Below are 22744 nucleotides of genomic sequence, written 5' to 3' on the forward strand. Positions count from 1 at the left end.
ATGCAGCCCTTTGAGAAAAAAAATCTCTCTTAGGGTGCAACCCATTTTATCATTCATACATCTACCCTGTGTAGTCAACCAAAAAATGCTTCAAATCAAACGGTCAAAAACTGAAGAGAAGCTTCTCGAAGGTTGCCGTAAAGGCGACAGAAAAGCGCAACGGGACCTGTACGAAAAGTACTCGTCCATGATGTTCGCTGTATGCCGTAGGTATATCAGCGACAGCTCTGAGGCAGAAGACGTTTTGGTTTGCGGATTTACAAAAGTGTTTACCAAGATCGACCAGTTTAAATCAGAAGGAAGTTTTGAAGGCTGGATTCGAAGAATAATGGTTAATGAAGCACTCTCATACATCCGCAAGAATAAGAGCATGTATTTGGAGGTTGAGATTGAAAAAGCAGATAGAGAGCCTGATTACCGTCAGGTTCAAGATCAGCTAGAGGTGGAAGATCTACAGAAATTGATAGATCGACTACCCTCAGGTTACAAGACCGTTTTCAATCTATATGCCATTGAAGGCTTTTCGCATAAGGAAATAGCAGAGCAATTGGGAGTAAGTGAAAACACTTCGAAATCTCAATTGAGCAGAGCAAGAGGACATTTACAAAAACTCTTGATCGAAGCTGAGGATTATTTGAATGATAAAAAAGTAAGATATGAAGGGTAATAAAATCGATGACTTGTTCCGCAAAGGACTCTCATCTAATAAAATAAGCGCTCCTTCAACCGCTTGGGAGAAGATTGAGACACAGCTCCCTACAAAATCTAAGAAAGGCATATACTTCTGGATCAGCATTGCTGCATCTATTCTATTAGTCTTTGCCTTTGGCTGGATTATGCTTGCCAATTCTGGCAGCGAAATGCTCCCAACAGACGGCCTTAGTCAGAACGTAAAACCAGAAACAGAAAAATTAGAGCCAGCACAAAAATCTCCTGAACCTGTTCAATCACCGATAATCGCTCCTGAAGTAAAAGAACCACAACAGTTAGTAGCAGAGAATACTCAAGAATCTAAGCCTGAGAAAGAGGATGAAGTAATATCCGCACCTTCAAGAGAAGCTGTCAACCATGTTGTCTCGTCAAACGAACAACCTGCTGAAGACATTCAAGACATAGTTGTTAGAGAGCCTTTGAATATCGAAATGATCAGCATTTCTCAAAGATTTGCTCCTAAATTCTACATCACCGAAAGAATGGCACAAAGGAACCTTATGATCGACCTTTCGATCGATTTAGATTCATTTATTAACAGCAATACAGTAGTTGCTGACATACCAGAGAAAAAGAAACGCTTCAGTCTTCTTAGTGGCTTGGTTACAGTAGCTAAGGGCGTTAACAGCGGAAAGATTGGCCTCTCTGAAATGAGAAAATCCAAAAACGACTTCTTCAATAATGACCTGAAATATGGCAGCGATGAAGGAGAAGAGGAAGACTTGGATGAGGATCTCGATAAAGAGGAAGACGATATCAATAAAAAGTAATCAATAACTCAAAATCTATAAAAATGAAAACTATCTCTAAACTCACCATGGTGCTAATGTTGGTCGCATTCAGCCTGAGTGAAGTTAATGCACAAGATCAGGTGATTAATACATCCCTGGAAAGACTCTCTGTTTTGACAGAGGTCACGGACTGGAAAACAGAGGACCTATACAAAGAGGAGTATAAAAACAGAGATACGGATATCTCAATCACTCGAAGAAGCCGAAGGGGCAGACGAATCAATGGCTTCTGGGATAGAGAATGGGGAATCGACAAATATTACCCGAGAAGAGGAACGGAAAACTTTGTCAATGTATACTTGGGACTTAATAACTACCTACAAGATGGTGACTTGCCCAATAGCAACTCATTACTAAGCCTTCAGCCGCTTACATCATGGTATGCTGGACTAAATTTTGACAATGTCACCCATGTATTCGGTCCACTTTACCTAGACTGGGGAGCAGGAGTAAGTATTCAAGACTTCAGCTTTGAGAATACACGTGTGAGACTGCAAAAAGGAGCAAATGACATCACACTTACCGAAGACGCTAACATCTCCGGTAGAAAGAGCAAACTTAGCATGAGTCATATCAACCTCCACTTTGTACCGACCATTTCTTTCGGGCGATACAGATCATTTAGAATAGGATTAGGGGGATATGCAGGTTACAGAATTGGAGCACATGCCAAGTATAAATACGATGATGCCGAAGGTGATAAGCAAAAAGAGAAAATCAAGGATAACTGGTTTATCAACCCATTCAGATATGGTGTAAGAGCCACCGTAGGTTGGGATTTCTTTGATCTCTTTTTCAACTATGATCTTACAGAATTATTCGAAGATGACGTGAACGCCCCTAGGCTAAACCCTGTCACTTTCGGAGTAATCTTTTAAACAACATTTCAATAACTCAAAATGGCAAGACCCATTGGTTGATATCTCATACTTAGGTAGGAGCATATCAACCAATGAAGGTCAAGTCTTGCCAACAAAAAATTCAGACATATGAAACACATATACAGAATATTACTCATTTGCATCATAGCGAGCTTTTCAGCTCAAACGGTGGATGCCCAATGGCGCTGGGGTAGATATAATGACTTTGAACGACTAGATACCATCGTTAGCATTCCAAAGTATGAGAGCAACAGCCTATACATTTCAGACAATGACTTCTATTTGAGGTTTGGATTCCTGGGCATCGATCTAGAAATAGAAGACGACTGGGATAGAGATTGGAGAAGTAGAAGAAGGAGATCAAGAAATGTAGAATACTATGAGCAACATGATCACGGTACACTTAAGGGACTCAATTTTGAGTATGGTCTAGCCAACCTTTTAAATGATGGAGAATTCCCATCATCGAGCGATCTCTATCAGGTAAAACCTATTGGCTCAACCTTTGTTGGTCTGAGCTGGAACCACGTTTCGTATGTCTCAGGCCCTCTATATCTAGACTGGGGTGCAGGACTCACCTGGTACAACTATAAGTTTGAAAATGCTGCTACGAGGTTAGACCCAAATGGTGGACAGCTTAATTTTGTTGAAGATCTTACGATCAATAGTGCTATCAAGAGTAAACTAAAAGTTACTTATCTAAGTTTTACAGCTGTCCCTATGTTTGACTTTGGCCGTGGCAAAAGGCTCGTTAGAGTTTATGAGGAAGACGATGTAAGAATCGCAGTGAGCTCGAAGAAAGGCTTTAGGATAGGTGTTGGACCATATGTCGGCCTTCGCTTGAGTAACAAAGCGAAATACATCTTTAAAGATGATGGTGGTAGAGACAAAGTAAAGGACAAGGGTGGTTTCTTTCTGAATGACTTTAGGTATGGTCTTAGACTGCAATTGGGAATAGACGGGTTCGATATGTTTGTGAATTATGACATGAACGAACTCTTCGAAGATGGCAGAGGTCCTCAACTCAACCCAGTGAGTATTGGTGTCATATTCTGATAAACAGATACACTCCAAAAAAGGCTTCAACAGTTTATTGTTGAAGCCTTTTTTATTTGGACGTACCTAATTTGGATAAAACGACTTTCACAAATCTGCTAGACCCAATCTGTAAAAATCGAGAACTTCTTCTGAAGGCCCTTTCCCGTAATACTTGAGATACAAACCATCCTCGTTAACAAAATAATAGTTTTCAGAAATCCTTGTTTTGATTGGAAACTCAGTGAGCCCGATCAACTCTAAATCTTCATTGAGAATAAGAATGGCCAATGTCCTTTTGGAGGCCAATTCGACCATATCTTGCATATCCTTAATTTCGCGATCTGTATCAAAGTAAACTCCGATTCTATAGAATACATTTCTCCATTTATCGTAAATGAGTTTATGATAGTATCCGTTGTTCTGTTGCCTGAGTGCATTGATCTCTCTACTGTCAGACCGCGTTCCAGCATCTCGTATCTTCTTGGTACCAACGTATTTTTTATTCAGTAATTCTCCCTGCAAATTGTATTCATAGACATATGGAGACTTGGTGAAATTCATATAAATTTTACCCTTTGCAAATACGCTACTTCTATCAGAGTCATTTGTCGACCAGGTCGTACCATGAAATTCTTCAGGAAATCGAACCATCTTCTCAAACCTTTTCTTCCTCAAGTCAAATCTCCCAATCAAATAAGATTTCTTAAATGTAGATTTATCCCTAAGCGAATAGTACTCGGTTAGATCAAAGTAGACCTGATCATTTATGCGTAGTAATTCAGGGTTTTTATTCAGCCCATTATAATTCTCAAGCCCACTGGGAGAAAAATTGTGTGAACTCAAAACTTGTGCACTTCGGTCTAATTCTATTATCTGATTCCCTACTATTGGAAAATAAAACATTGTACTATCTCCAACAATTTTGAATCCTCCCTTACTATAGACTTGATTGGGGCCATCTCTATTTAATCGATGTCTTGACCATGTTTCATTTTTGAAATCGTAGCGATTCAAGTGCATTATCGGTTCTTCCATTTCTGTCAAAAAGCTAAACCCGTTGTCATCATATGACCAGAAAACCGCAACTTCATAATCCGGATCTCTGATATCTGATGGCAGGCTAATCCTTAGAGAATCGATCACCTCCATTTTTTTTGAAAAAACAAAATCCTTCTCTACTTCGGCATTCTTAACAGAACATCCAGAAAAGCAGAAAAGGATCAAGGGGAATACATTGACTCCACTAAATACATTATACCTAATAGCAAGCACTAAGCAGGGTATTAATTATAATTAATTAATTTTCAATATAATTATTACATCTAAATAAAACTAATTGACATACAGAATCTCGTTCAAACACCAATTGGTTGAATATGTCTAAGAGATAAATAAAGAATTAAGATCCGAAGGCGTACCTAGTTCTTGGACTTCAACATCCAATCCTTTTCCTCGCCTTTGAGGCTAAAAAATTTGACAAAGTAACGTTCACTAGGTCGATTAGAAGTGATAAGCAATAAGAATACGGTAAATACTAAGGCATACACCATATCACCTTTCTCATATAGACCATAAGCGCCAATACCCGCACCCATGGCCCACATTAGATTCCTGTAAATAATCGGCTTGCGCACGGCCGACATCTTTGCATCCAACTCCTGAGTTTTGTCTAAGGCCCTTAGAATATCTCTTTTCCAGGTAGCAGTAGTTCTCATTAGAATGTAGCCAATTCCAATAGCCATCACACTATGAAACATTACATCGGTATTCTCAAAAAAAGTAGCTCTAAGCCCTCCTACCTTCTCCTTTTCTAAAAAAACCCAGCCAAAAGCCACCAAGGGTAGGACAAGAAAAAGATACACGATTGATTCTAAAGATTTTATAAACTTCGTTTTGTCGAAATCGGAGTCGCTCAGTTTCATATATTTAGTCAATATTGGTCAAAACAATAATTTGCTAACGAACGTTAGTATGCTTACCTTTGAATGAATGGAAATTCTAGTCAAAAAGAATCGTAAGCAGCAGATCGAGGAAAAGGCTACAACCCTTTTTAGAGAAAGAGGTTATGCGGCAACTTCCATGAGAGATCTTGCTCAAGTACTCGGTATAGAAGCTGCTAGTCTCTATTCTCACATCAAATCTAAAGAAGAAATTCTTCAAAAAATATGTTTTCGCATGGCGGATGAATTTTTTGAGGCTTGGAAAGGTGTTGAGTCGGAGCAAAACAGCGCTGCAGCCAAAATGAATAAGGCAGCCATCGCACATGTAAAGGTGATAACTAGAAATACTGATGCATCTGCCGTATTCTTTAACGAATGGCGTCATCTAAGTGAGCCCTATCTCGGTGATTTCTTGGCCATGCGCGATGACTATGAAGGCAGATTTATCCAAATCATAAAAGATGGTATTGCTTCTGGCGAGTTCGAAGTAGTGGACGAAAAATTTACAATGCTGACCATTCTGTCCTCTTTAAACTGGACACATAATTGGTACAAACCAGAGGGTTCTCTTACACCGGAAGAAGTGGGTGTTAAACTCTCGAACTTAGTTTTAAACGGCTTAAAAAAATAAGATATGTACGGAGGTGGAAACGTATTTGAAACAATGAAAGCCACGGCTTTGGCCGAGGAAGATCCGATCAAATTAGCGGAATTTGAAGCTCGAATTGATCGAGGCGAAAAAATTGAACCTACCGATTGGATGCCACAGCTTTATAGAAAGCAGCTAATCCGTATGATTGAGCAGCATGGTCACTCTGAAATTATCGGTGCGCTACCTGAAGGTACTTGGATCACAAGGGCACCAGGCTTCAAAAGAAAATTGGCCTTGATGGCCAAAGTGCAAGATGAAGTAGGTCATGCACAATTGCTTTACTCTGCTGCCGAAACACTCGGCAAACCCAGAGAGCAAATGATTGAAGACTTGATTTCTGGTAAGTCAAAGTATTCCAACATTTTCAACTACCCTGCCTTCACATGGGCAGACTCATGCTTTATTTCTTGGCTGGTAGATGCAGGAGCTATTGTTAACCAATTGGCCAATTCTAAAGGAAGCTACGGACCATATTGCCGTGCACTAGAGCGTATCTGTGCTGAAGAGTCTTTCCATTTAAAGTATGGGCACCACTGCGTGATCCACTTGGCAACGGGTACCAAGACACAGCGTGAAATGATGCAAGCTGCTGTCAATAGATGGTGGGCACCTATGATGCACTTCTTTGGTCCTTCGGACAAGATTTCTGTCCACTCAGAAATCTTAATGCGTTGGAAAGTTAAGATGGCTTCTAATGACGAGTGTCGTCAGCAGTTCTTAGATATGTATGTGCCTAAAATTTGGGAGCTAGGATTGACTATTCCTGATGAAAACCTGAAAAAGAATGAGGCTACAGGCACTTGGGAGTTTACTGAGCCTGATTGGGAAGAGTTTAAGAGAGTAATCAATGGGGATGGGCCTTGCAATAAGGAACGTCTCGCAGTAAGAAGAATGGCTGAAGAAAGAGGCCGTTGGGTGAGACAAGCACTCTTAGCACCACAAGCCAAATACGTTACCCCACTAGCATAAGCACCATGTTAAAATCACTCGACCCAAGAGTAAACAGATTGGCATTGCCAGAAGAGTTCGAAGCTCCAATGGCTAGCAAAGAGCAATTGGACCAGTTTGAAACCTATCAGGCGTTTGTTCAAACGAAGGAAGGTAAGCCCTTCGAACATGCAGGAATCGTTCATGCACCTAACGAGGAAATGGCCTTTCTTTTTGCCAAAGAACAGTTCAGTAGACGAGGTATGTTCTGCAATGCGCTTTGCGTGGTAAAGACAGAACTAATTCAGGTAACTGAATTCACCGACAACGGACAAGATGTTTATGACACTTTGGAAGGCAACTACTCTGGTGAGACTTCTGAGTCGTTTGAAGTATTTCATCTTTTAAAGCGTGGAAAACAGCATAAGTACATTGGTAATGTACAAGCCAAAGATTTTGAAGATGGTCTGTTAGCGGCCAAGGAGACTTACTCTAGAGATAAACCAGTACTCAACGTTTGGATTACCAAATCAGAAAATATTTTAATGTCTGACGAAGAAGATGTAGACATTTGGAATACGTTGAAGGAAAAAAAATACCGCGATGCCATTGATTATAGGGCAGCGGATAAAATAAAAGCGTTTAAAGAAGAACAAGCTCAAGGATGAATCAAGAAGCAATCAAAGACCTATTGTACAAGATGGCCGATGATCAGTTGATCCTTGGTCACAGAAATTCTGAATGGACAGGTTTTGGTCCTCTACTAGAAGAAGACATTGCCTTTTCTTCTATGGCACAGGACAAAGTTGGCCAAAGCTGGCAGCTTTATAAAATCCTGAACGAACTGGGTGAATCTGATCCCGACATAGTGGCATTCATGAGAAACGCAGACCAGTTTCATAATTCGCAATTCGTTGAATTACCTAATGGCGAATATGATTTCAGTCTTATCAGGCACTTTCTATTCGATACAGCCGAATTAATTCGTTTCCAAATGCTCTCTGAATCGAGCTTTGAGCCTTTGGCCAACCTGGCCAAGAAAATCAAAGGCGAGACCAAGTACCACAGCATGCATGCCAAAATTTGGATTAAGCAGCTAGGTTCAGCTACAGAGGAGAGTATTTCTAGACTTCAGGGTTCCTTAGATGAGGCCATGCCGTATGCCTTTGGCCTCTTCGAAGTTTCAAAATTTGAGCAAGAACTGATCGATACTGGAATCTTTGCAGGAGAAGAAGCACTTAAAGCGCTTTGGAAGAATGCCACTACAGAGGTCATATCTGAGACTCGTTTGACATTGCCAGATATGGAAAGCATAACTCCTGTTTTTGGCGGTAGATATGGAAGTCACACCGAGCATCTTCAGCCATTGTTGGACGAAATGTCAGAAGTATTTAAAGTAGACCCTACAGCAGACTGGTAATTGAATAACAGGTGAAAGGTCTTACTAACGATATTGTCAAAGAGTGGCTCGATGAGGTTAAGGACCCTGAAATACCTGTTCTTTCCTTAAATGATCTAGGCGTTATTACTGGAATTGATATTGATCATCAAGGAAAGGTTACCGTTGACATGACTCCCACCTTTACTGGCTGCCCAGCTATGGATGTAATGAAACAGGATGTCCTTGATGTTTTGGAAAAAAGAGGTGTCTCTGACTATGATGTGAACATATCTTTCAAAACCCAGTGGAACTCAAATATGATTTCCGAAAAGGGTAGAAAGGCTTTGAAAGACTTTGGGCTTGCCCCTCCTCCACAGCATGACATGATTGTTGACATTGACATCATTGAAAGGGCCAATTGCCCTCATTGTGGAAGCGAAAACACTGAAATGAAAACTCCTTTCGGTCCTACCCTCTGTCGTTCTATGCACTATTGTCACAGTTGCCTACAGGCATTCGAACAGTTCAAACCAATCTAGGTTCCGAAGAAATAGATAAGTGCGTCATCAAGCAGTGGCTGCCAATTTCTCCAGTTATGTCCTTCATCTACCTCGATGTATTTAAACTCGTACTTCTTTAGTTCTAAGCTCTCTTTGAGTCTTCGGGCATGAACCTCAGTATCGTTTGTGGATCCTGTACTAAGGAAGATTTTTACAGGCAGAGGCTTCCTCATTTCATAGTACCTATATATATCGGGTACTGGATGCAAAGCCGGAGATTGAATACCCAACATGTGAAATATATCTGAAGCCTTAGCACCAAAATAGGTAGCGTTCAAACCACCAAAAGACAGCCCCATAATGGCCCTATCTAATTGGCGAGTGCTCACTTTATAACTTTCCTCTATATGAGGTACCAACTCCTTTTTGTAAAACTCCACATAGTTATCGTAGCCTAAGAATTGTTTGACCCTTCGGTTATCTCTTAGGTTATGTGGATCTCTATTATCTACAAATACAGCTACAATGGGTTTGATTTTGCCTTGAGAAATTAAGAAGTCAATTTCTTCGTGCATTCTTCCATTCTGAATATACCACTGACCATCCGTTAAGTAGATTACGGGTACGTCAGAAAGCTCATCATAGTTGGGTGGTGTATAAACTCGATACCACAAGTCATAACCAAGTACATTGCTTGTTATAAGCAGGTTTTCACTTAATGACCCTTGAAGTTCTGGAGTCTTGGAAAATGAGGTAGAGAAACTTAGCGCGAGAATGACAATCAAATAGTTCTTCATCGAGAAAGTCAACGAAGAAAGTATTGATTAGTTACACTCCTATCGCTTTCGCCAAAGCGAGTCCACAAAGTACTGGTTGGAATCGATGAAATTTCTTACGATCTCAAAACCGGCTTCTTCGGCATATTCTTGTATCATCTTATGAGAATATTTCTGTGATACCTCCGTGTGAATGGCTTCCCAAGCATCGAAAGAAAACGACTCGTCTAAGGCTTCGATGTATACTGTTTGTTCCTTCTTTGAGACGATATGGCTCTTAGTTTCTCCGGTTAACGGGTCATATGTTGGAAAATGATCGAAGTTGTCAATATTGAAATTCGCCCCCAGTTCATTATTAATCCTGGTCAGTAAATTTAGGTTGAAAGCCTTAGTAACACCTTCCTTATCATTATAGGCGGATAGTACTTTCTGAGGGTTTTTCATCAGATCAAAACCAATAAGCAATAGATCTCCTGATGAAAGATTTTCTCCCACATGAGTCAAAAAGCTGACTCCGGCAGCTCTGTCAAAATTTCCAATATTGGAGCCAAGAAACAATACAACCTCTTTCGAAGAGTCATTGGAAGCTAAGTCTTCCAAGGCTGAAAAGTACTCACCAACAATGGGCTCAACTTTCAATGAAGGCAACTCTCCATTGAGGTCTTCTTTTAATTGATCCAATACATTTCCAGAAATGTCTATTGGAGAATAGGTAAAGGAAATGGCCTTGTTCAAGAAGTGTGCTAACAAAACTTTTGTTTTGGTACCATCTCCGGCACCTAGCTCCACTAACCGGAAGGTTTGATCATCTCCTAAAAAGGCGTCAAGTATTTCCTCCTTTTGGCGAACAAATATTTCAAACTCCGCTCTGGTAAGGTAATACTCATCCAGGTCCATGATTTTCTGGAATAGGGCATCCCCCGTCTCATCATAAAAATACATTGAGGGCAAGCTCTTCGGTGATGATTGAAGTCCTCTTTTTATGTCAATTGCAAAGGCATTTAGCGCCTCTTTTGTCTCACTCATACTATAATGTCTCCGCTAGTCTTAAGCCGGTGAACTGCCAACGTAAATGGGGGTGAAAAAAGTTTCGATAAGTAGGTCTAATGTGGTTCCTCATTGTGGCATAGGACCCTCCTCTTAAGACCATTTGATTAACCATGAATTTGCCATTATACTCTCCCAATGCGCCTTCAACTTTTTGATAGAAAGGGTAAGGCTGATAGGCACTATTGGTCCATTCCCAAACATCTCCGTAAAACTGATAATCATTGCCAACACGAGGCATTGTTCTGAAATGTCTCTTATCTAGGAAATTCGCAGCTTCAGGGATATCTGGTTGATGTTTTTGACAAGCTACCTCCCATTCAAATTCGGTAGGAAGCCTCTTGCCTTTCCACTTGGCAAAAGCATCTGCCTCATAAAAGTTAACATGTGTAATAGGTTCATTCGGATTGACATTTTCAAGTCCAGAAAGTGTGTAGTGCTTCCAAACTCCGTCTTCTTTGAACCAGTAAAAAGGTGCTTTTATAGCCTCCTTTTTCGCCCATTCAAATCCTTCCATAAGCCAATAATTATGATCTTCATAACCACCTGCTTCTATAAACTCAATGAACTCGCCAGCTGTGATCAGTCTGTCTAAGACTTGATATTCATGTAGGAAAACTTTGTGTCTACCTTCCTCATTGTCAAAATGGAAATCAGTTCCTTCATAGCCAATATCGTAGATACCTTCTTCAACCTTCAAATAGTTTTCTTTAAGGCTGGGCTTTGTCTGGGTGTCGCTAAAAGGTTTATAAGTCGGAAAAAGGGGGTTAATACCAAGTATATGCTTGATATCATATACTAGCAATTCCTGGTGTTGCTGTTCGTGATGGATACCAATGGTCAGCACTGAAACTAGATCATCATTTAGCTTCTCTTCTTGTAGAAAATGCTTCATATGGTCATCTACATATTTGCGATAAGCCATAATCTCATTAACCCAAGGCCTGGTCAAAGCACCTCTTTCTGACCTAACCCAACGGTCCCCTTCTGTTTCATAATAACTATTGAAAAGAAAGTGATAGTCCTTGTCAAAGGGTTTGTAATCCGTGAGGTGGTTTTTAAGGATAAAATTCTCGAAGAACCAAGTCGTATGCGCCAAATGCCACTTTGGTGGGCTCACATCTACCACGGGTTGTACGACAAAATCCTCTGGCTGAAGAGGTTCGCACACCTCTTCAGTGATGCGTCTTACCTCTTGGTATTGTGAGAGGAGTGCCTCGTTGTTTATTGTAATCTGCTCCTTCAGCTTCATTTTTCTGATTTAATGAAAATATGCCTAAAAGGCAAAAATCACTTACTATGCCTTAGATATATCTATGTCGGATGTGTTACAACTTTGGGGACAAAAAAAGCCCGAAGAATATCTTCGGGCTCAAACTTTCTTTTTTCGGGATTAGCCTATTTCGATGACCACGTCATCGGTGAGAGGGTGACTTACACATGGTAATACATATCCTTCGTTAATTTCTGCCTCGGACAGACCCTCGTCTTCATCCATCTTGACCTTTCCTGTTAGGCATTTACCTCTACAAGCTGTACAAAGCCCGCTTTGACAAGAGAAAGGTAAATCAACATCTTCATCCAGGCCTTTCTCTAAAATCGTCTCGTTTGGTTCAACAGTGTATTTGTACTCATCGCCATCATAGATAATAGTGACCTCGCGCGCGACCAACTCCCCATCATTGACATTTTCTTCCTTTGTAGCAGCAGCTGAAACAAAGCTCTCTTTTCTCACCTGACTGTCTGGTATGCCTAATGATGAAAGGGATGAGAGGGTTAGGTCCATCATTGGAGTTGGTCCACAGATAAAGATTTCCGCTTTACCTATTTCTATGCTCTTTAAGACATCACCTATGATATCTTGACTCAGATAACCTTCATGACATTCGAATTCGCTAGTGACGGCTTCAAGCACATGAATGACATCAAACCGATCGTCAGCGCTCATTTCTTTAATTGCCTCATTAAAGATGATACTCTCTTTGTTTCGGTTGGCGTAGACCAAAGTCACTTTTGAATTAGGCTCTTGATCTAAAGTCGATTTAGCAATCGACATAAGGGGTGTAATACCACTTCCTCCACCAAAGAGTACTACATGCCTTTCATTTGAAGAAGTAAACTCCGTGGTAAAGTTGCCATTTGGCTCCATGAGTTTCACTATATCTCCAGCACTTACCGAATCATTCAGATAATTCGATACTATTCCTCCTTCAACTCTCTTAACAGCAACAGCTGGGTAAGCATCAACAAATGGAGATGAACAAAGAGAATATGCTCTTCTCTCCTCTTTTCCATTAACATTTGCAACAACCGTCAAAAACTGGCCTGATTTATAGGAAAGTGTACCGTCTTCTGGTTGTTCGAAATGGATACTTACAGCGTCTTCTGTCTCACGAATTACCTCCTTCACTTTAAGGTTTAAAAAGCCTGTCTTCACTTCTGGAACCTTGTTTTCTTTCTTCTTAAATAAGCCGAACGCCATAGTCTAAATTCTAAAATTCAAATACTCTTTGCTTAACTCTTAAGGGCCAGTATTAGTTTAATACCATCACCACTTTTTGATCACGCAAAAGTAAGGACTATATCACAAGAAAGGAAGTGATCTTAAGAGCATTAGCATCATCAATGGGTAGTAGTACTCTATTGATTTTGTATCTTTGGCCTTTCTCAGAAATGAATCGGATTTAATGGAATTGAATAGCCTTACCGCCATCTCGCCTGTAGATGGTAGATACCGCAGAGTCACCTCGTCACTTGGTGCCTACTTTTCAGAATTTGCACTAATCAAATACAGGGTAGAAGTAGAAATTGAGTACTTCATAGCGCTGTGTGAAATGCCTATACCTCAGTTAGAATTGGTAGATCATGAACTCTTTGACTCCTTAAGAGCTATTTACAGAGATTTCTCTGAGTCGGATGCTACTTCTATCAAAGAGATTGAAAAAACAACCAATCATGATGTCAAGGCAGTTGAATATTTCATTAAGGAAAAATTCGACCAGCTAGGGCTAAACGATTATAAAGAGTTTATTCATTTCGGCCTTACCTCTCAAGACATTAACAATACTTCCGTTCCATTGACCTTAAAACGAGGTCTTCATGAGGTAATTGAACCTGCTTTGTTGGAGGTGAATGCATTGATCAAAAATATGGCGGAGGTTTGGGCGAATGTCTCCATGCTTGCCAAAACACATGGGCAACCAGCCTCTCCAACAAGACTTGGTAAAGAAATGGAGGTTTTCAGCGCCAGAATTGATGAGCAGTTGGTTCAGTTAGGAGATGTACCATTTGCCGCAAAGTTTGGCGGGGCGACTGGTAATTTCAATGCACACCACGTAGCCTACCCTAAAAATGATTGGATTCAGTTTGGAGATCACTTTGTCAGCGAGTACTTAGGGCTCAAGCGCAGTCATCCTACTACGCAAATAGAGCATTACGATCACTTGGCAGCGCTGTTTGATGCTTTGAAACGAATCAATACTATTTTGATTGACTTCTCTAGAGATGTATGGCAGTATGTCTCAATGAACTATTTCAAGCAGAAAATCAAAGCAGGAGAAATTGGATCATCAGCGATGCCCCATAAAGTCAACCCGATTGACTTTGAGAATGCTGAAGGTAACCTTGGGGTTGCCAATGCATTATTTGAGCATCTGTCAGCGAAACTCCCCATTTCAAGATTGCAAAGAGACTTAACAGATTCTACAGTGCTGAGAAATGTGGGGGTTCCATTGGGTCACACCTTAATTGCTCTAAAATCATTAGTAAAGGGAATCAACAAATTGGAACTCAATCAAGCCGCCATTGATGCAGATTTAGAAGACAACTGGGCGGTAGTAGCTGAGGCTATTCAGACCATTCTAAGAAGAGAAGGCTATCCAAAACCTTATGAAGCACTAAAAGGTTTGACGCGCAAGAATACAAAAGTAACAGAAGCTACCATTAAGGAATTTATTGAAACGCTTAATGTCTCGGAAGAGATCAAATCAGAGCTAAGGGTAATTAGTCCGTTTAATTATACAGGGCAATAAAAAAGGTCCTTCCAAAATTCGGAAGGACCTTTTCTTTCTGCCGGTCTCTTATTTATTCTGTATTCTTTCTACCATTGAATCTGACTTAGGATCATATTCTAGTAACGGGTTGTATAGAAGTCTACGTTCCCTAAAGTCGTATAATGTGAGTGTTCTCAATTCATAATATGCATTCCAATACTGTCGCAAGGCATCAATATAATTTCGAATAGCTGAGTCCTTAGTATCTCTAGCATTATTAAGCTCAAGTATCCCTACCTTACCAGCTAGGTATCTGCCATTGGTAACTTCAAATCCTCGTTGTGCAATTTCTTGCCTTTTCAAGGAAATCTCAATTTGCGTTCGAATTTGTTCAAAGTTTCTAATTGAATTAGCAATCTCTTGCTCAAAGTTGACTTGATTCTGTTCTATATTAAATTCGACCCTTTTTTGACTTTCTAAAGCTTGATTCATTCGAGCTCTATTCCTTCCACCATCAAGAATTGGCATGTTGAAATTCAGTCTAACGGTAGAACCTGCAGCCAAATTATTACCACTGTACACACCGCTAAGGTCATTAACTTGAGGACTAACATAACCAAAGGATGCACTCAATGAGGCATTAAAGCGCCTCGCTCTTGCTTCAGCTACAGTACGTTGAGCCTGCAGGCGTTGCAATTGAAAGTCCAAAAACTCAGCACGATTCTTTTTCGCATATTCCAGAGCTTCATCATAGTCTATTTGAAATTCCGGAGCATCAGCAGGTGGCACCAACTCTAATTCAACATCGTCAGTCAAACCAATAAAGTTTCTAAGTTCAAGCGTTCGAGTTTGGACATCAATGGCAGCTTGGGCAGCCTGACTCTGAGCCGTAATTAAATTGAGTTCCGCATTCAAGACTTCATCTTCCGTAGTAGTGCCAATGTTATATCTACCTTGTTGAATTTTGTTAATCGTGTCATTAGCTGCTCTATTCTGTTCTGCTATCTCCAAATTCTTCTGCTCGATCAAGAGTTGGAAAAATCTTCTAGCCGCCTCTTGCGAAGCCAATTCAATATCTTGAACATATGCTCTTTTCGATTGCTCATAATTCAAAGGTTCAATCTGCTTATCCCATTTAAAAGGATTCACTGTAAACAATGGCTGTGTAATAGTTATACCCACAGGGTCTCCTTGATAGAGTGTTTGCTCAGCCCCTTCTAAGTAATTATCGAATCTTGAAATGTTAGTTTCAAATGACACGGTAGTGTTTGTCCATGGAAGCACCTGCTCCAAACCCAAACTTAGGTCGGAATTATTCTGATTTACCGTTCTAAAAGCAACAGTACCATTATTTTGTGTTGTCGGTATTGCCCTATCTACATAACTCGGAACTGTACCTCTCAAAAGTAGTTGAGGTTGTAAACCAGCCTTATATACTCTGAAGTTCCAGTAATCTACATTTCTTCTTGTCTCAGCCAGCTGAGCACTTCTTGAGTTAGCCTTTGCCAACTCAATAACTTCTTCAAGTGTTAATACTCTTTTTTGTTGAGCAAGTGATATTTGAGATAGGCAAAAAATCGCCAGTGATAGAAAAATGACCTTTTTCATATGAGTTTGATTATTCGTGTCTTAATGATGTAATAGGATCTTGTTCGGCTGCCCTTTTTGCGGGAGTGATACCAAAAATTAGTCCCACAGTTGCTGCAACACCAAATGAAATCAGTATTGACATAAAGCTAATTTGGGTTGGGAAATCTGCCAGGCTAGAAACAGCATAGGCCAAGCCAACACCAAGAATTACCCCAACTATGCCTCCTGTAACCGAAATAACGACAGCTTCGAAAAGAAACTGCATAATGATATCATTCTTTTTGGCTCCTATCGATAATCTCAATCCAATTTCCTTAATACGCTCCAGTACCGAAGCCAGCATGATATTCATAATACCAATACCTCCTACTAATAGTGATATGGCTGCGATAGCCGCAAGCACTATATTAAAAATGTTTTGTGTCCTTTGCTGTTGTTTTAATAGTAGCTCAGGAATGGATATTTCAAAATCAACCACTCCATAATGTCTTCTTTCAAGCATTCTCGCCATTACATCAGCAGTAGGGTTCAGTTTTACAGACTCACTCACCTGTACAACCAACCTATCTATCTGATGATAATTGCTCGGTTTATCATCATCTGAAGCAGCTGTCGTGGTGATTGAGAAACCTCCTCTACCACCAAACCTGAAGCTAGTTCCAAAGTTCTTTTTAAGACCAGAACCTGTTACTAAGTCCCTGTTGATATACCTTATAAGTACGGTCTGTATAGGTGTATATACGTCCATGTTATAATCCCTGATTCCTAAGTTAGAAATCGCTTTTTCAGAGATATACCTTTCCTTTAAAACTCCAATAACTTCAAGCCATTGGCTTCCTACTTTAATCTTTTTACCAATAGGATTCTCTCTCGCAAAAAACTTTGACTGAATTGCTTTACCGATGATGCAAACAGGAGCGCCCTTTTCAAGCTGTTTCTCTGAGAACATTTTGCCCTCATAAAGCTCAAAGTTGGCCACTTCAAAATAGCTAGGCTCGACACCTACCAATTTTGAAGATCTCCTAATCCCATTTTTGATGATATAGGTTTCCAAGAGTATCTCAGGGCTCATCTTTTTAATGCCGGGAATACTCTTCCTAATGCTTTCTACATCAAGAAGCTTAAGTCCTGGAGAAAACTTTTTAGAGTCCTCCTCTTCATCACCCAAAGACTGCTCTACTTGCTCAACCATTGGCTGCACAATGATGTTGTTCACTCCCACTAATTCTATCTGTTCTAGAATCTCGGACTGTGCACCATTTCCTATCGCTAACATGGCGATTACAGCAGCTACTCCAAAGATTATACCTAGTGCTGTCAACAGCGAACGCACCTTGTTGGCAATCACCGCTTCCATTGCGATATAAAAATTGGACAATAAACTCTTCTTATTCATGTTCAGCGGTCTAGATTAGTTATTCGGTTGTCCTGATCTCGCAGCACCACCTCTGGCTCCACCACCGCCTCTTTGGCCTCCGCGACCGCCACCAAACCGCTTCATCATTTCAGTGGCTTGTTTAGCATCCATTCCACGATCCTTAAACCTTTGGATCACTTCTGGTGACATTTCGGTGCCATCAGGCATTAGCCACTCACCTTCTCCATTAAGAAGTTCTTCTGGTGCAGATTGGTACTTCTGCATTCTAGTACCGTCCAACTCAGCTAGAAGCCTAGGCACTTTCCCCTCAGCTGAAGCTGGCAGAGACATGTTAATCATTTCGCCTTCATTTACTCCTAATTCTATTACTGCCTCGTTGCTATTAGTCTGCCCCACTTTTACCTCTTGCAAGACACCACCTTTTTTCACAACATAATTGATGGAGTCGTTATAAACGTGAAGACATTCAAGCGGTAAAAAGATAACACTATCTAACTTTTGAGTAACAATAATATTACTTGTAGTCATAGCTGGTCTTAAGTCACCGTCTCTTTCATTAAGCCTAACCACAACTTCAAACACCTTTGCATCAGAGTTTGGATTTTGCTGACCTACTCTAGCTACTCGAAGCACTCTGCCCGATAATTGTTTCTCAGGAAATGCATCCAATCCAATATCTACAGGCTGGCCTGACTTTACTTTCCTAATATCTACTTCATTAATGTATGTTGTTGAAATCATGCTCGAAAGATCTGGTAACTCAGCCACATTAGGCGAGTAAGGACTGATAGAAGAACCTTCAATGATTCTATCTCCTCCAAAACCTCCTTTTGTATAAATCACCATGCCTGATTGAGGTGCCAGGATTGTAAAATCACTGATCAATTTCTGCATTCTGTCGTACCTATTTTGTACCCGCTTCAGGTCCGCTGTTGCTTCGATCAACTTAGATTTGGCTTGTTCTATTTTTAAACCGTAGTTCTCAATAGCGCGCATTTTATCACGCTTTAATTTTTCAAGCTCATTCTCGTATTTCTTGATGGTTGCAGGTGGCTCATACTGAGACTGCTCTAATTGGAGTTGCTTTTCTTCAATGTTGTAATCAAGATTAATAAGCTTATCTCTTTCGGCACTAAGTGTTAGTGCTGTATCTATCTTTGCGTTATCATATTCAGCAGTCTCCGCATCTAGTCTGTCTTTTTCTGCCTGAATTTTGTCGTAGAGTTCTCCTGGATCGAGCTGAGCTACAAATTCTCCTGCGCTAACTTGGGTACCTTCGGCCACAAGCCTTTGAACAGTCATTGTTCTAATACCAAAGTCTCTTGCTGACGCAGGTCCAATGATCTTAGTTGACCTTTCGGCAGATAGCTCACCTGTTGTGGTCACTTCCACAGTAAACTCACCCTTCTCCGCTTTTGCATATAGGGATGTGGTCTCCTCGGCCTTCGAAGGATTGAAGAACTGCACAGCAGCAATGATCACTACCACTATGATGACACCAAAAATGATTAACTTATTTCTCATGATTGTTTAATTAAACTCGATTTCTTTTAAACGCTTTGCGAAATTATACTTTATAACATTGTGTTTCTCCCCGTCCAAAAAAGTTTGACGCCTCTGAAATAATCAACAACTACTCCAATAGTTCTAAACTCCTCTAATCCAGTCTGTAAACCCTTACCTACTGCAAATGTTTAACGACAAACGGAAAAATCCATACTTATTTAGATGTTTTGAAGAGGCCTAGCGTTTAATCCAATTCTTCGATTTATAAGAACGGCAAATAGACAAGACCACAAGGTCAATCATAATGTAGATGGTCAGACATACTTAACGATGGATTTTTATCTTTGTCGAAATTTAATTCATGAAAAAGCTCATAAGCTTCATGTTGAGGAACATTCCTCGTAAGTACCTCCAGTACTTCAGTCACTACGGCCTCCGGTTTATCAGTCTTTTCATGAGGGGAAACAATGTGGAATGTCCTATTTGCGAAATCTCATATAGAAAATTTCTTCCCTATGGCCGATTGAATCCAAGGCCGAACGCACTTTGTCCGGACTCCCTGTCGCTCGAAAGGCATCGTCTTATGTGGCTTTATTTGGAAGAACGTACGAATTTCTTTACTAAAGATCTTAAGCTGCTTCACGTAGCACCAGAGCTATGTTTTATTAAGAAATTTAAATCCATGCCCAACATTGACTATACATCAGCGGACCTTGAGTCTCCACTGGCAGATGTCAAAATGGATGTCCATGACATTCCCTTTGATGACAACACATTCAATGTGGTTTTTTGTAATCATGTTATGGAACATGTCGAAGATGACATTAAAGCGATGAGCGAAATTCATCGCGTCCTAAAACCTGGTGGATGGGCAATAATTCAGTCCCCTCAAGACTACAGTAGAGAAACTACTTTGGAAGATCCTACGATCACTGACCCTAAAGAAAGAGAGCGTATTTATTGGCAAGACGATCACGTGCGCTTGTTTGGACTTGATTACGGTCAGCGCCTTGAAAAAGCAGGGTTCAAAGTCACCGAAGACCGATTCGTTATGGAGCTTCCTAAAGAGACAGTCGAACGCTACGCTCTACCTCCAAATGAGATTATTTACTTTTGCGCGAAGGGCTGATTGCCTCGAGGACTAAGTTTTTCAGAAATCAATCCCATGCCGTAGGCAAACAACTGAACGAAGGACGTCAGCAAGCTAATAACTCCTACTTTCAGACTTTTTGTCTTCATTAATGAATGGACGAGTATCAACAAGAAAAAAGCAGATAGAACGGCCGAACCTAATCTGAAAAGATCCTCATTCCATAGCATTGTCGTCAACCATCCCAAAAAACCTAGGGTAAAAAAAGCAGGTAAGAGATGAACAGTCTTTAGCTCTCCAGGGAAAAAACGATTCACATTGATTCTTGCGCGACCAAAAAAGTGGAGTTGCTTGTAGAACTGCGAAATGCTTGTCCGCCTTTTATGATAGACAAAGGCATCTTCAATCAGAGCAGTCGAAAATCCACTATTGATAACCCTGATACTAAACTCAATATCTTCACCCATTCGAGTCAATTTATAGCCCTTAGTAGCCTCATAAACATCTCTAGAAATCCCCATATTGAAACTTCTAGGGTGAAACTTCCCAACATGTTTCTTGTTGCCTCTTATACCTCCAGTAGTAAAAGGAGAGGTCATTGAATAACTAATCGCTTTTTGTAAGGTTGTAAAAGAGTTATGGGCAGCGTCAGGTCCTCCGAAGGCACCTACACTGTTGTTAATTAAGAACTGGTCTACCGTTTCAAAATACGATGGTGGTATCAGGCAGTCAGAATCAAAAACGATAAAGTAGTCCCCCTTAGCTCTTTCAAAACCATAGTTTCGGGTAAACCCCTGTCCAGAATTCTCTTTGAAGTAATAGTGAATATCCAGTGCTGTTTTAAATGAGTTTACGATCTCTTCACAAGAATCTTTTGACCCGTCTTCAATGATCAGCACTTCAAAATGCTTAAAGGTCTGAGAAGCGAGTGATTCAAGAAGTTCTCTCACCTCATCAGGTCGATTATATACTGGAATTACAACCGAATAGAAGTTCATTGATCTAAGCCAATGGTATTGTCAAATATGTAATCGTTTCGCTTATGAGAATTCATTACCATCATTTCTCCTACAAAACCTGCCAGAAAGAGTTGAACCCCAATGATTATTGCGGCAATAGCCAAGAAAAACAAAGGTTGCTCAACTATTTGACGGTAATCATCTGTTTTCAAGATATAGATAGCCCTGACCTTCTCCCAAGTGATCCCCAAAACGAAAACAAAGCCTAGCACAAACGAAAGAGTACCTAAAGTGCCGAAAAAGTGCATTGGACGCTTCTTGTATCTTGAGACAAAGGATATTGATAATAGATCTAAAAACCCATAGATAAAGCGCTCTATACCAAACTTAGTCTGACCATACTTTCGAGCTCTGTGCTCAACGACTTTCTCACTGATCTTGGTAAAGCCATTTCTTTTGGCAATCACTGGTATATAGCGATGCATTTCACCATAGATATCCAGCGTTTTCACCAATTTCTTATCATAGGCCTTTAACCCACAGTTGAAATCATGGAGTTTAATTCCCGATAATATTCTGGTTACACCATTGAATAGTTTGGAAGGGATGGTTTTAGTAATTGGATCAAAACGCTTCTTTTTCCACCCAGAAACCAAATGGCTCCCTGACTTCACCATTTCATATAGTTCAGGAATTTCATCTGGACTATCTTGTAAATCGGCATCCATAGTAATGATCACCTCACCTTCAGCATGCTTGAATCCAACATTCAATGCAGCTGATTTGCCATAGTTCCTATTAAATTTAATTGCCTTAATAGGATGCTTTTGAGATAACCCTTCAATCACTTCCCAAGAGTCATCAGTACTCCCATCATCCACCATCAGGACTTCATAAAGAAAGCCATGCTTTTCCATTACACGGCTTATCCAATCAATGAGTTCAGGTAGTGACTCCTCTTCGTTGTAAAGGGGTATTACTATAGATATTTGTGTCAATTTCTAAAAATCTTCAGCTTCGTTCTTATTCACCGCAGAGACAATTGATCCCCAAATCAATGCACCAAGAAGTACAAACACAATTCCTAATACCAAGGTAATTTCTGGATTTGATATTCCGGCTGAAAAGCCAGACATCTGTTCGATTTGCTCCTCAGACATTCCTTGTTCTCTCCAACTATCCTCTACAGCCTGCTGAATCCTTTGCATTACAGTATCATCAATGAATTTCACATATACGTAGGTCACGAGGTTCCGCATGACACCCGCAATTAAAGCAGCAACCATACTGATTCTAAAACCTTCTCCGAAGGTCATAAAACCGCCATTCTCTGTTTTGAATTCCTTCGTAGCTAGTGCGTACATTGCTACTGCAATCACAATATTGACCACGGGCCACCAAGAGGCTTGTATTTCAAGCAGAAGTGGAACTAGATTAATTACTGTGGCCACTAAGCCATAAATTAATCCCCATTTTTTGGCCACTTGGCCTGTAGTTATTTGTTCTTCCATGTTAGTCTAATAAAGGTTGACAAGTTGAAAAATACTTATTTTCCACAAGTTTACCTACTTATCACTGATCACCG

Annotated in this window: 23 protein-coding genes; 11 read left to right on the forward strand and 12 right to left on the reverse strand. The window is 40.3% G+C overall.

What is annotated here, in order from left to right:
• Positions 1-85 precede the first annotated feature (85 nt).
• The 4 genes from J4E76_RS17200 (at position 86) to J4E76_RS17215 (ending at position 3439) form a co-directional block, all read left to right on the forward strand.
• Positions 86-667 (forward strand): RNA polymerase sigma factor, encoded by a 582-nt coding sequence (locus J4E76_RS17200; protein WP_208506017.1) that lies wholly within the window; start codon positions 86-88, stop codon positions 665-667.
• Entirely contained in the window at positions 657-1481 is an 825-nt protein-coding gene (locus J4E76_RS17205; RefSeq protein WP_208506018.1) for a hypothetical protein, read from the forward strand. The genes J4E76_RS17200 and J4E76_RS17205 overlap by 11 nt, the downstream gene beginning before the upstream one ends.
• Before the next feature lie 23 nt (positions 1482-1504).
• Positions 1505-2380 (forward strand): outer membrane beta-barrel protein, encoded by an 876-nt coding sequence (locus J4E76_RS17210; RefSeq protein WP_208506019.1) that lies wholly within the window; start codon positions 1505-1507, stop codon positions 2378-2380.
• Positions 2381-2491: 111 nt separating this feature from the next.
• Complete coding sequence (locus J4E76_RS17215; RefSeq protein WP_208506020.1) at positions 2492-3439, forward strand: hypothetical protein; 948 nt, start codon at positions 2492-2494, stop codon at positions 3437-3439.
• A gap of 87 nt (positions 3440-3526) precedes the next feature.
• Here J4E76_RS17215 and J4E76_RS17220 read toward each other — a convergent pair whose 3' ends face one another.
• Both J4E76_RS17220 and J4E76_RS17225 read right to left on the reverse strand, forming a co-directional pair.
• A complete protein-coding gene (locus J4E76_RS17220; protein ID WP_208506021.1) occupies positions 3527-4693 on the reverse strand; it encodes a DUF4221 family protein in 1167 nt (388 codons plus the stop codon).
• Between the two features lie 146 nt (positions 4694-4839).
• Positions 4840-5343 (reverse strand): hypothetical protein, encoded by a 504-nt coding sequence (locus J4E76_RS17225; RefSeq protein ID WP_208506022.1) that lies wholly within the window; start codon positions 5341-5343, stop codon positions 4840-4842.
• Positions 5344-5410: 67 nt separating this feature from the next.
• Between J4E76_RS17225 and J4E76_RS17230 the strand changes: the two genes are divergently transcribed.
• From J4E76_RS17230 to paaD, 5 genes are read left to right on the forward strand one after another with little or no spacing between them, the layout of a single operon-like run.
• Positions 5411-5992, forward strand: a complete 582-nt coding sequence (locus J4E76_RS17230; RefSeq protein ID WP_208506023.1) for a TetR/AcrR family transcriptional regulator — start codon at positions 5411-5413, stop codon at positions 5990-5992.
• A gap of 3 nt (positions 5993-5995) precedes the next feature.
• Positions 5996-6982, forward strand: coding sequence for a 1,2-phenylacetyl-CoA epoxidase subunit PaaA (gene paaA / locus J4E76_RS17235; RefSeq protein WP_208506024.1), 987 nt, complete (start codon positions 5996-5998; stop codon positions 6980-6982).
• 5 nt (positions 6983-6987) lie between these two features.
• On the forward strand, positions 6988-7608 hold the full coding sequence (locus tag J4E76_RS17240; RefSeq protein WP_208506025.1) for a phenylacetic acid degradation b: 621 nt from the start codon (positions 6988-6990) through the stop codon (positions 7606-7608).
• Positions 7605-8360, forward strand: coding sequence for a 1,2-phenylacetyl-CoA epoxidase subunit PaaC (gene paaC, locus J4E76_RS17245; protein ID WP_208506026.1), 756 nt, complete (start codon positions 7605-7607; stop codon positions 8358-8360). The genes J4E76_RS17240 and paaC overlap by 4 nt, the downstream gene beginning before the upstream one ends.
• An 11-nt stretch (positions 8361-8371) precedes the next feature.
• Positions 8372-8860, forward strand: coding sequence for a 1,2-phenylacetyl-CoA epoxidase subunit PaaD (gene paaD, locus J4E76_RS17250; RefSeq protein ID WP_208506027.1), 489 nt, complete (start codon positions 8372-8374; stop codon positions 8858-8860).
• Here the strand turns inward: paaD and J4E76_RS17255 are convergent.
• The 4 genes from J4E76_RS17255 to J4E76_RS17270 form a co-directional block, all read right to left on the reverse strand.
• Positions 8857-9618 carry an esterase family protein gene (locus J4E76_RS17255; protein ID WP_208506028.1) on the reverse strand — a complete coding sequence of 254 codons (762 nt, stop codon included), beginning with the start codon at positions 9616-9618 and terminating at the stop codon, positions 8857-8859. The two genes, paaD and J4E76_RS17255, sit on opposite strands and share 4 nt — an antisense overlap.
• A 39-nt stretch (positions 9619-9657) precedes the next feature.
• Positions 9658-10623 (reverse strand): L-histidine N(alpha)-methyltransferase, encoded by a 966-nt coding sequence (gene egtD, locus J4E76_RS17260; RefSeq protein ID WP_208506029.1) that lies wholly within the window; start codon positions 10621-10623, stop codon positions 9658-9660.
• A 1-nt stretch (position 10624) separates the two neighbouring features.
• The gene (gene egtB, locus J4E76_RS17265; RefSeq protein WP_208506030.1) at positions 10625-11896 is read right to left on the reverse strand and encodes an ergothioneine biosynthesis protein EgtB; all 1272 of its coding nucleotides are present in this window, start codon (positions 11894-11896) and stop codon (positions 10625-10627) included.
• Between the two features lie 141 nt (positions 11897-12037).
• Positions 12038-13126, reverse strand: coding sequence for a ferredoxin--NADP reductase (locus tag J4E76_RS17270; protein WP_208506031.1), 1089 nt, complete (start codon positions 13124-13126; stop codon positions 12038-12040).
• A gap of 205 nt (positions 13127-13331) precedes the next feature.
• Between J4E76_RS17270 and purB the strand changes: the two genes are divergently transcribed.
• On the forward strand, positions 13332-14675 hold the full coding sequence (purB, locus tag J4E76_RS17275) for an adenylosuccinate lyase (RefSeq protein ID WP_208506032.1): 1344 nt from the start codon (positions 13332-13334) through the stop codon (positions 14673-14675).
• Positions 14676-14723: 48 nt separating this feature from the next.
• On the opposite strand, the gene J4E76_RS17280 is transcribed toward purB, so the two are convergent.
• The 3 genes from J4E76_RS17280 to J4E76_RS17290 are packed head-to-tail and all read right to left on the reverse strand — an operon-like array spanning position 14724 to position 19128.
• The gene (locus tag J4E76_RS17280) at positions 14724-16244 is read right to left on the reverse strand and encodes a TolC family protein (RefSeq protein WP_208506033.1); all 1521 of its coding nucleotides are present in this window, start codon (positions 16242-16244) and stop codon (positions 14724-14726) included.
• Between the two features lie 10 nt (positions 16245-16254).
• On the reverse strand, positions 16255-17622 hold the full coding sequence (locus J4E76_RS17285) for an ABC transporter permease (RefSeq protein WP_208506034.1): 1368 nt from the start codon (positions 17620-17622) through the stop codon (positions 16255-16257).
• 15 nt (positions 17623-17637) lie between these two features.
• Positions 17638-19128, reverse strand: coding sequence for an efflux RND transporter periplasmic adaptor subunit (locus J4E76_RS17290; protein WP_208506035.1), 1491 nt, complete (start codon positions 19126-19128; stop codon positions 17638-17640).
• 343 nt (positions 19129-19471) lie between these two features.
• On the opposite strand from J4E76_RS17290, the gene J4E76_RS17295 reads away from it, so the two are divergent.
• Complete coding sequence (locus J4E76_RS17295; protein WP_208506036.1) at positions 19472-20239, forward strand: class I SAM-dependent methyltransferase; 768 nt, start codon at positions 19472-19474, stop codon at positions 20237-20239.
• Here the strand turns inward: J4E76_RS17295 and J4E76_RS17300 are convergent.
• The 3 genes from J4E76_RS17300 to J4E76_RS17310 are packed head-to-tail and all read right to left on the reverse strand — an operon-like array spanning position 20218 to position 22670.
• Entirely contained in the window at positions 20218-21198 is a 981-nt protein-coding gene (locus J4E76_RS17300; RefSeq protein ID WP_208506037.1) for a glycosyltransferase family 2 protein, read from the reverse strand. The genes J4E76_RS17295 and J4E76_RS17300 overlap by 22 nt on opposite strands.
• Complete coding sequence (locus J4E76_RS17305) at positions 21195-22157, reverse strand: glycosyltransferase family 2 protein (protein WP_208506038.1); 963 nt, start codon at positions 22155-22157, stop codon at positions 21195-21197. Before J4E76_RS17305 ends, J4E76_RS17300 begins: the two co-directional genes overlap by 4 nt.
• A 3-nt stretch (positions 22158-22160) precedes the next feature.
• Positions 22161-22670, reverse strand: a complete 510-nt coding sequence (locus tag J4E76_RS17310) for a DUF4199 domain-containing protein (RefSeq protein ID WP_208506039.1) — start codon at positions 22668-22670, stop codon at positions 22161-22163.
• Between the last annotated feature and the right edge of the window lie 74 nt (positions 22671-22744).

The sequence above is a fragment of the Roseivirga sp. E12 genome (genome assembly GCF_017592825.1).
Classification (GTDB): Bacteria; Bacteroidota; Bacteroidia; order Cytophagales; family Cyclobacteriaceae; genus Roseivirga.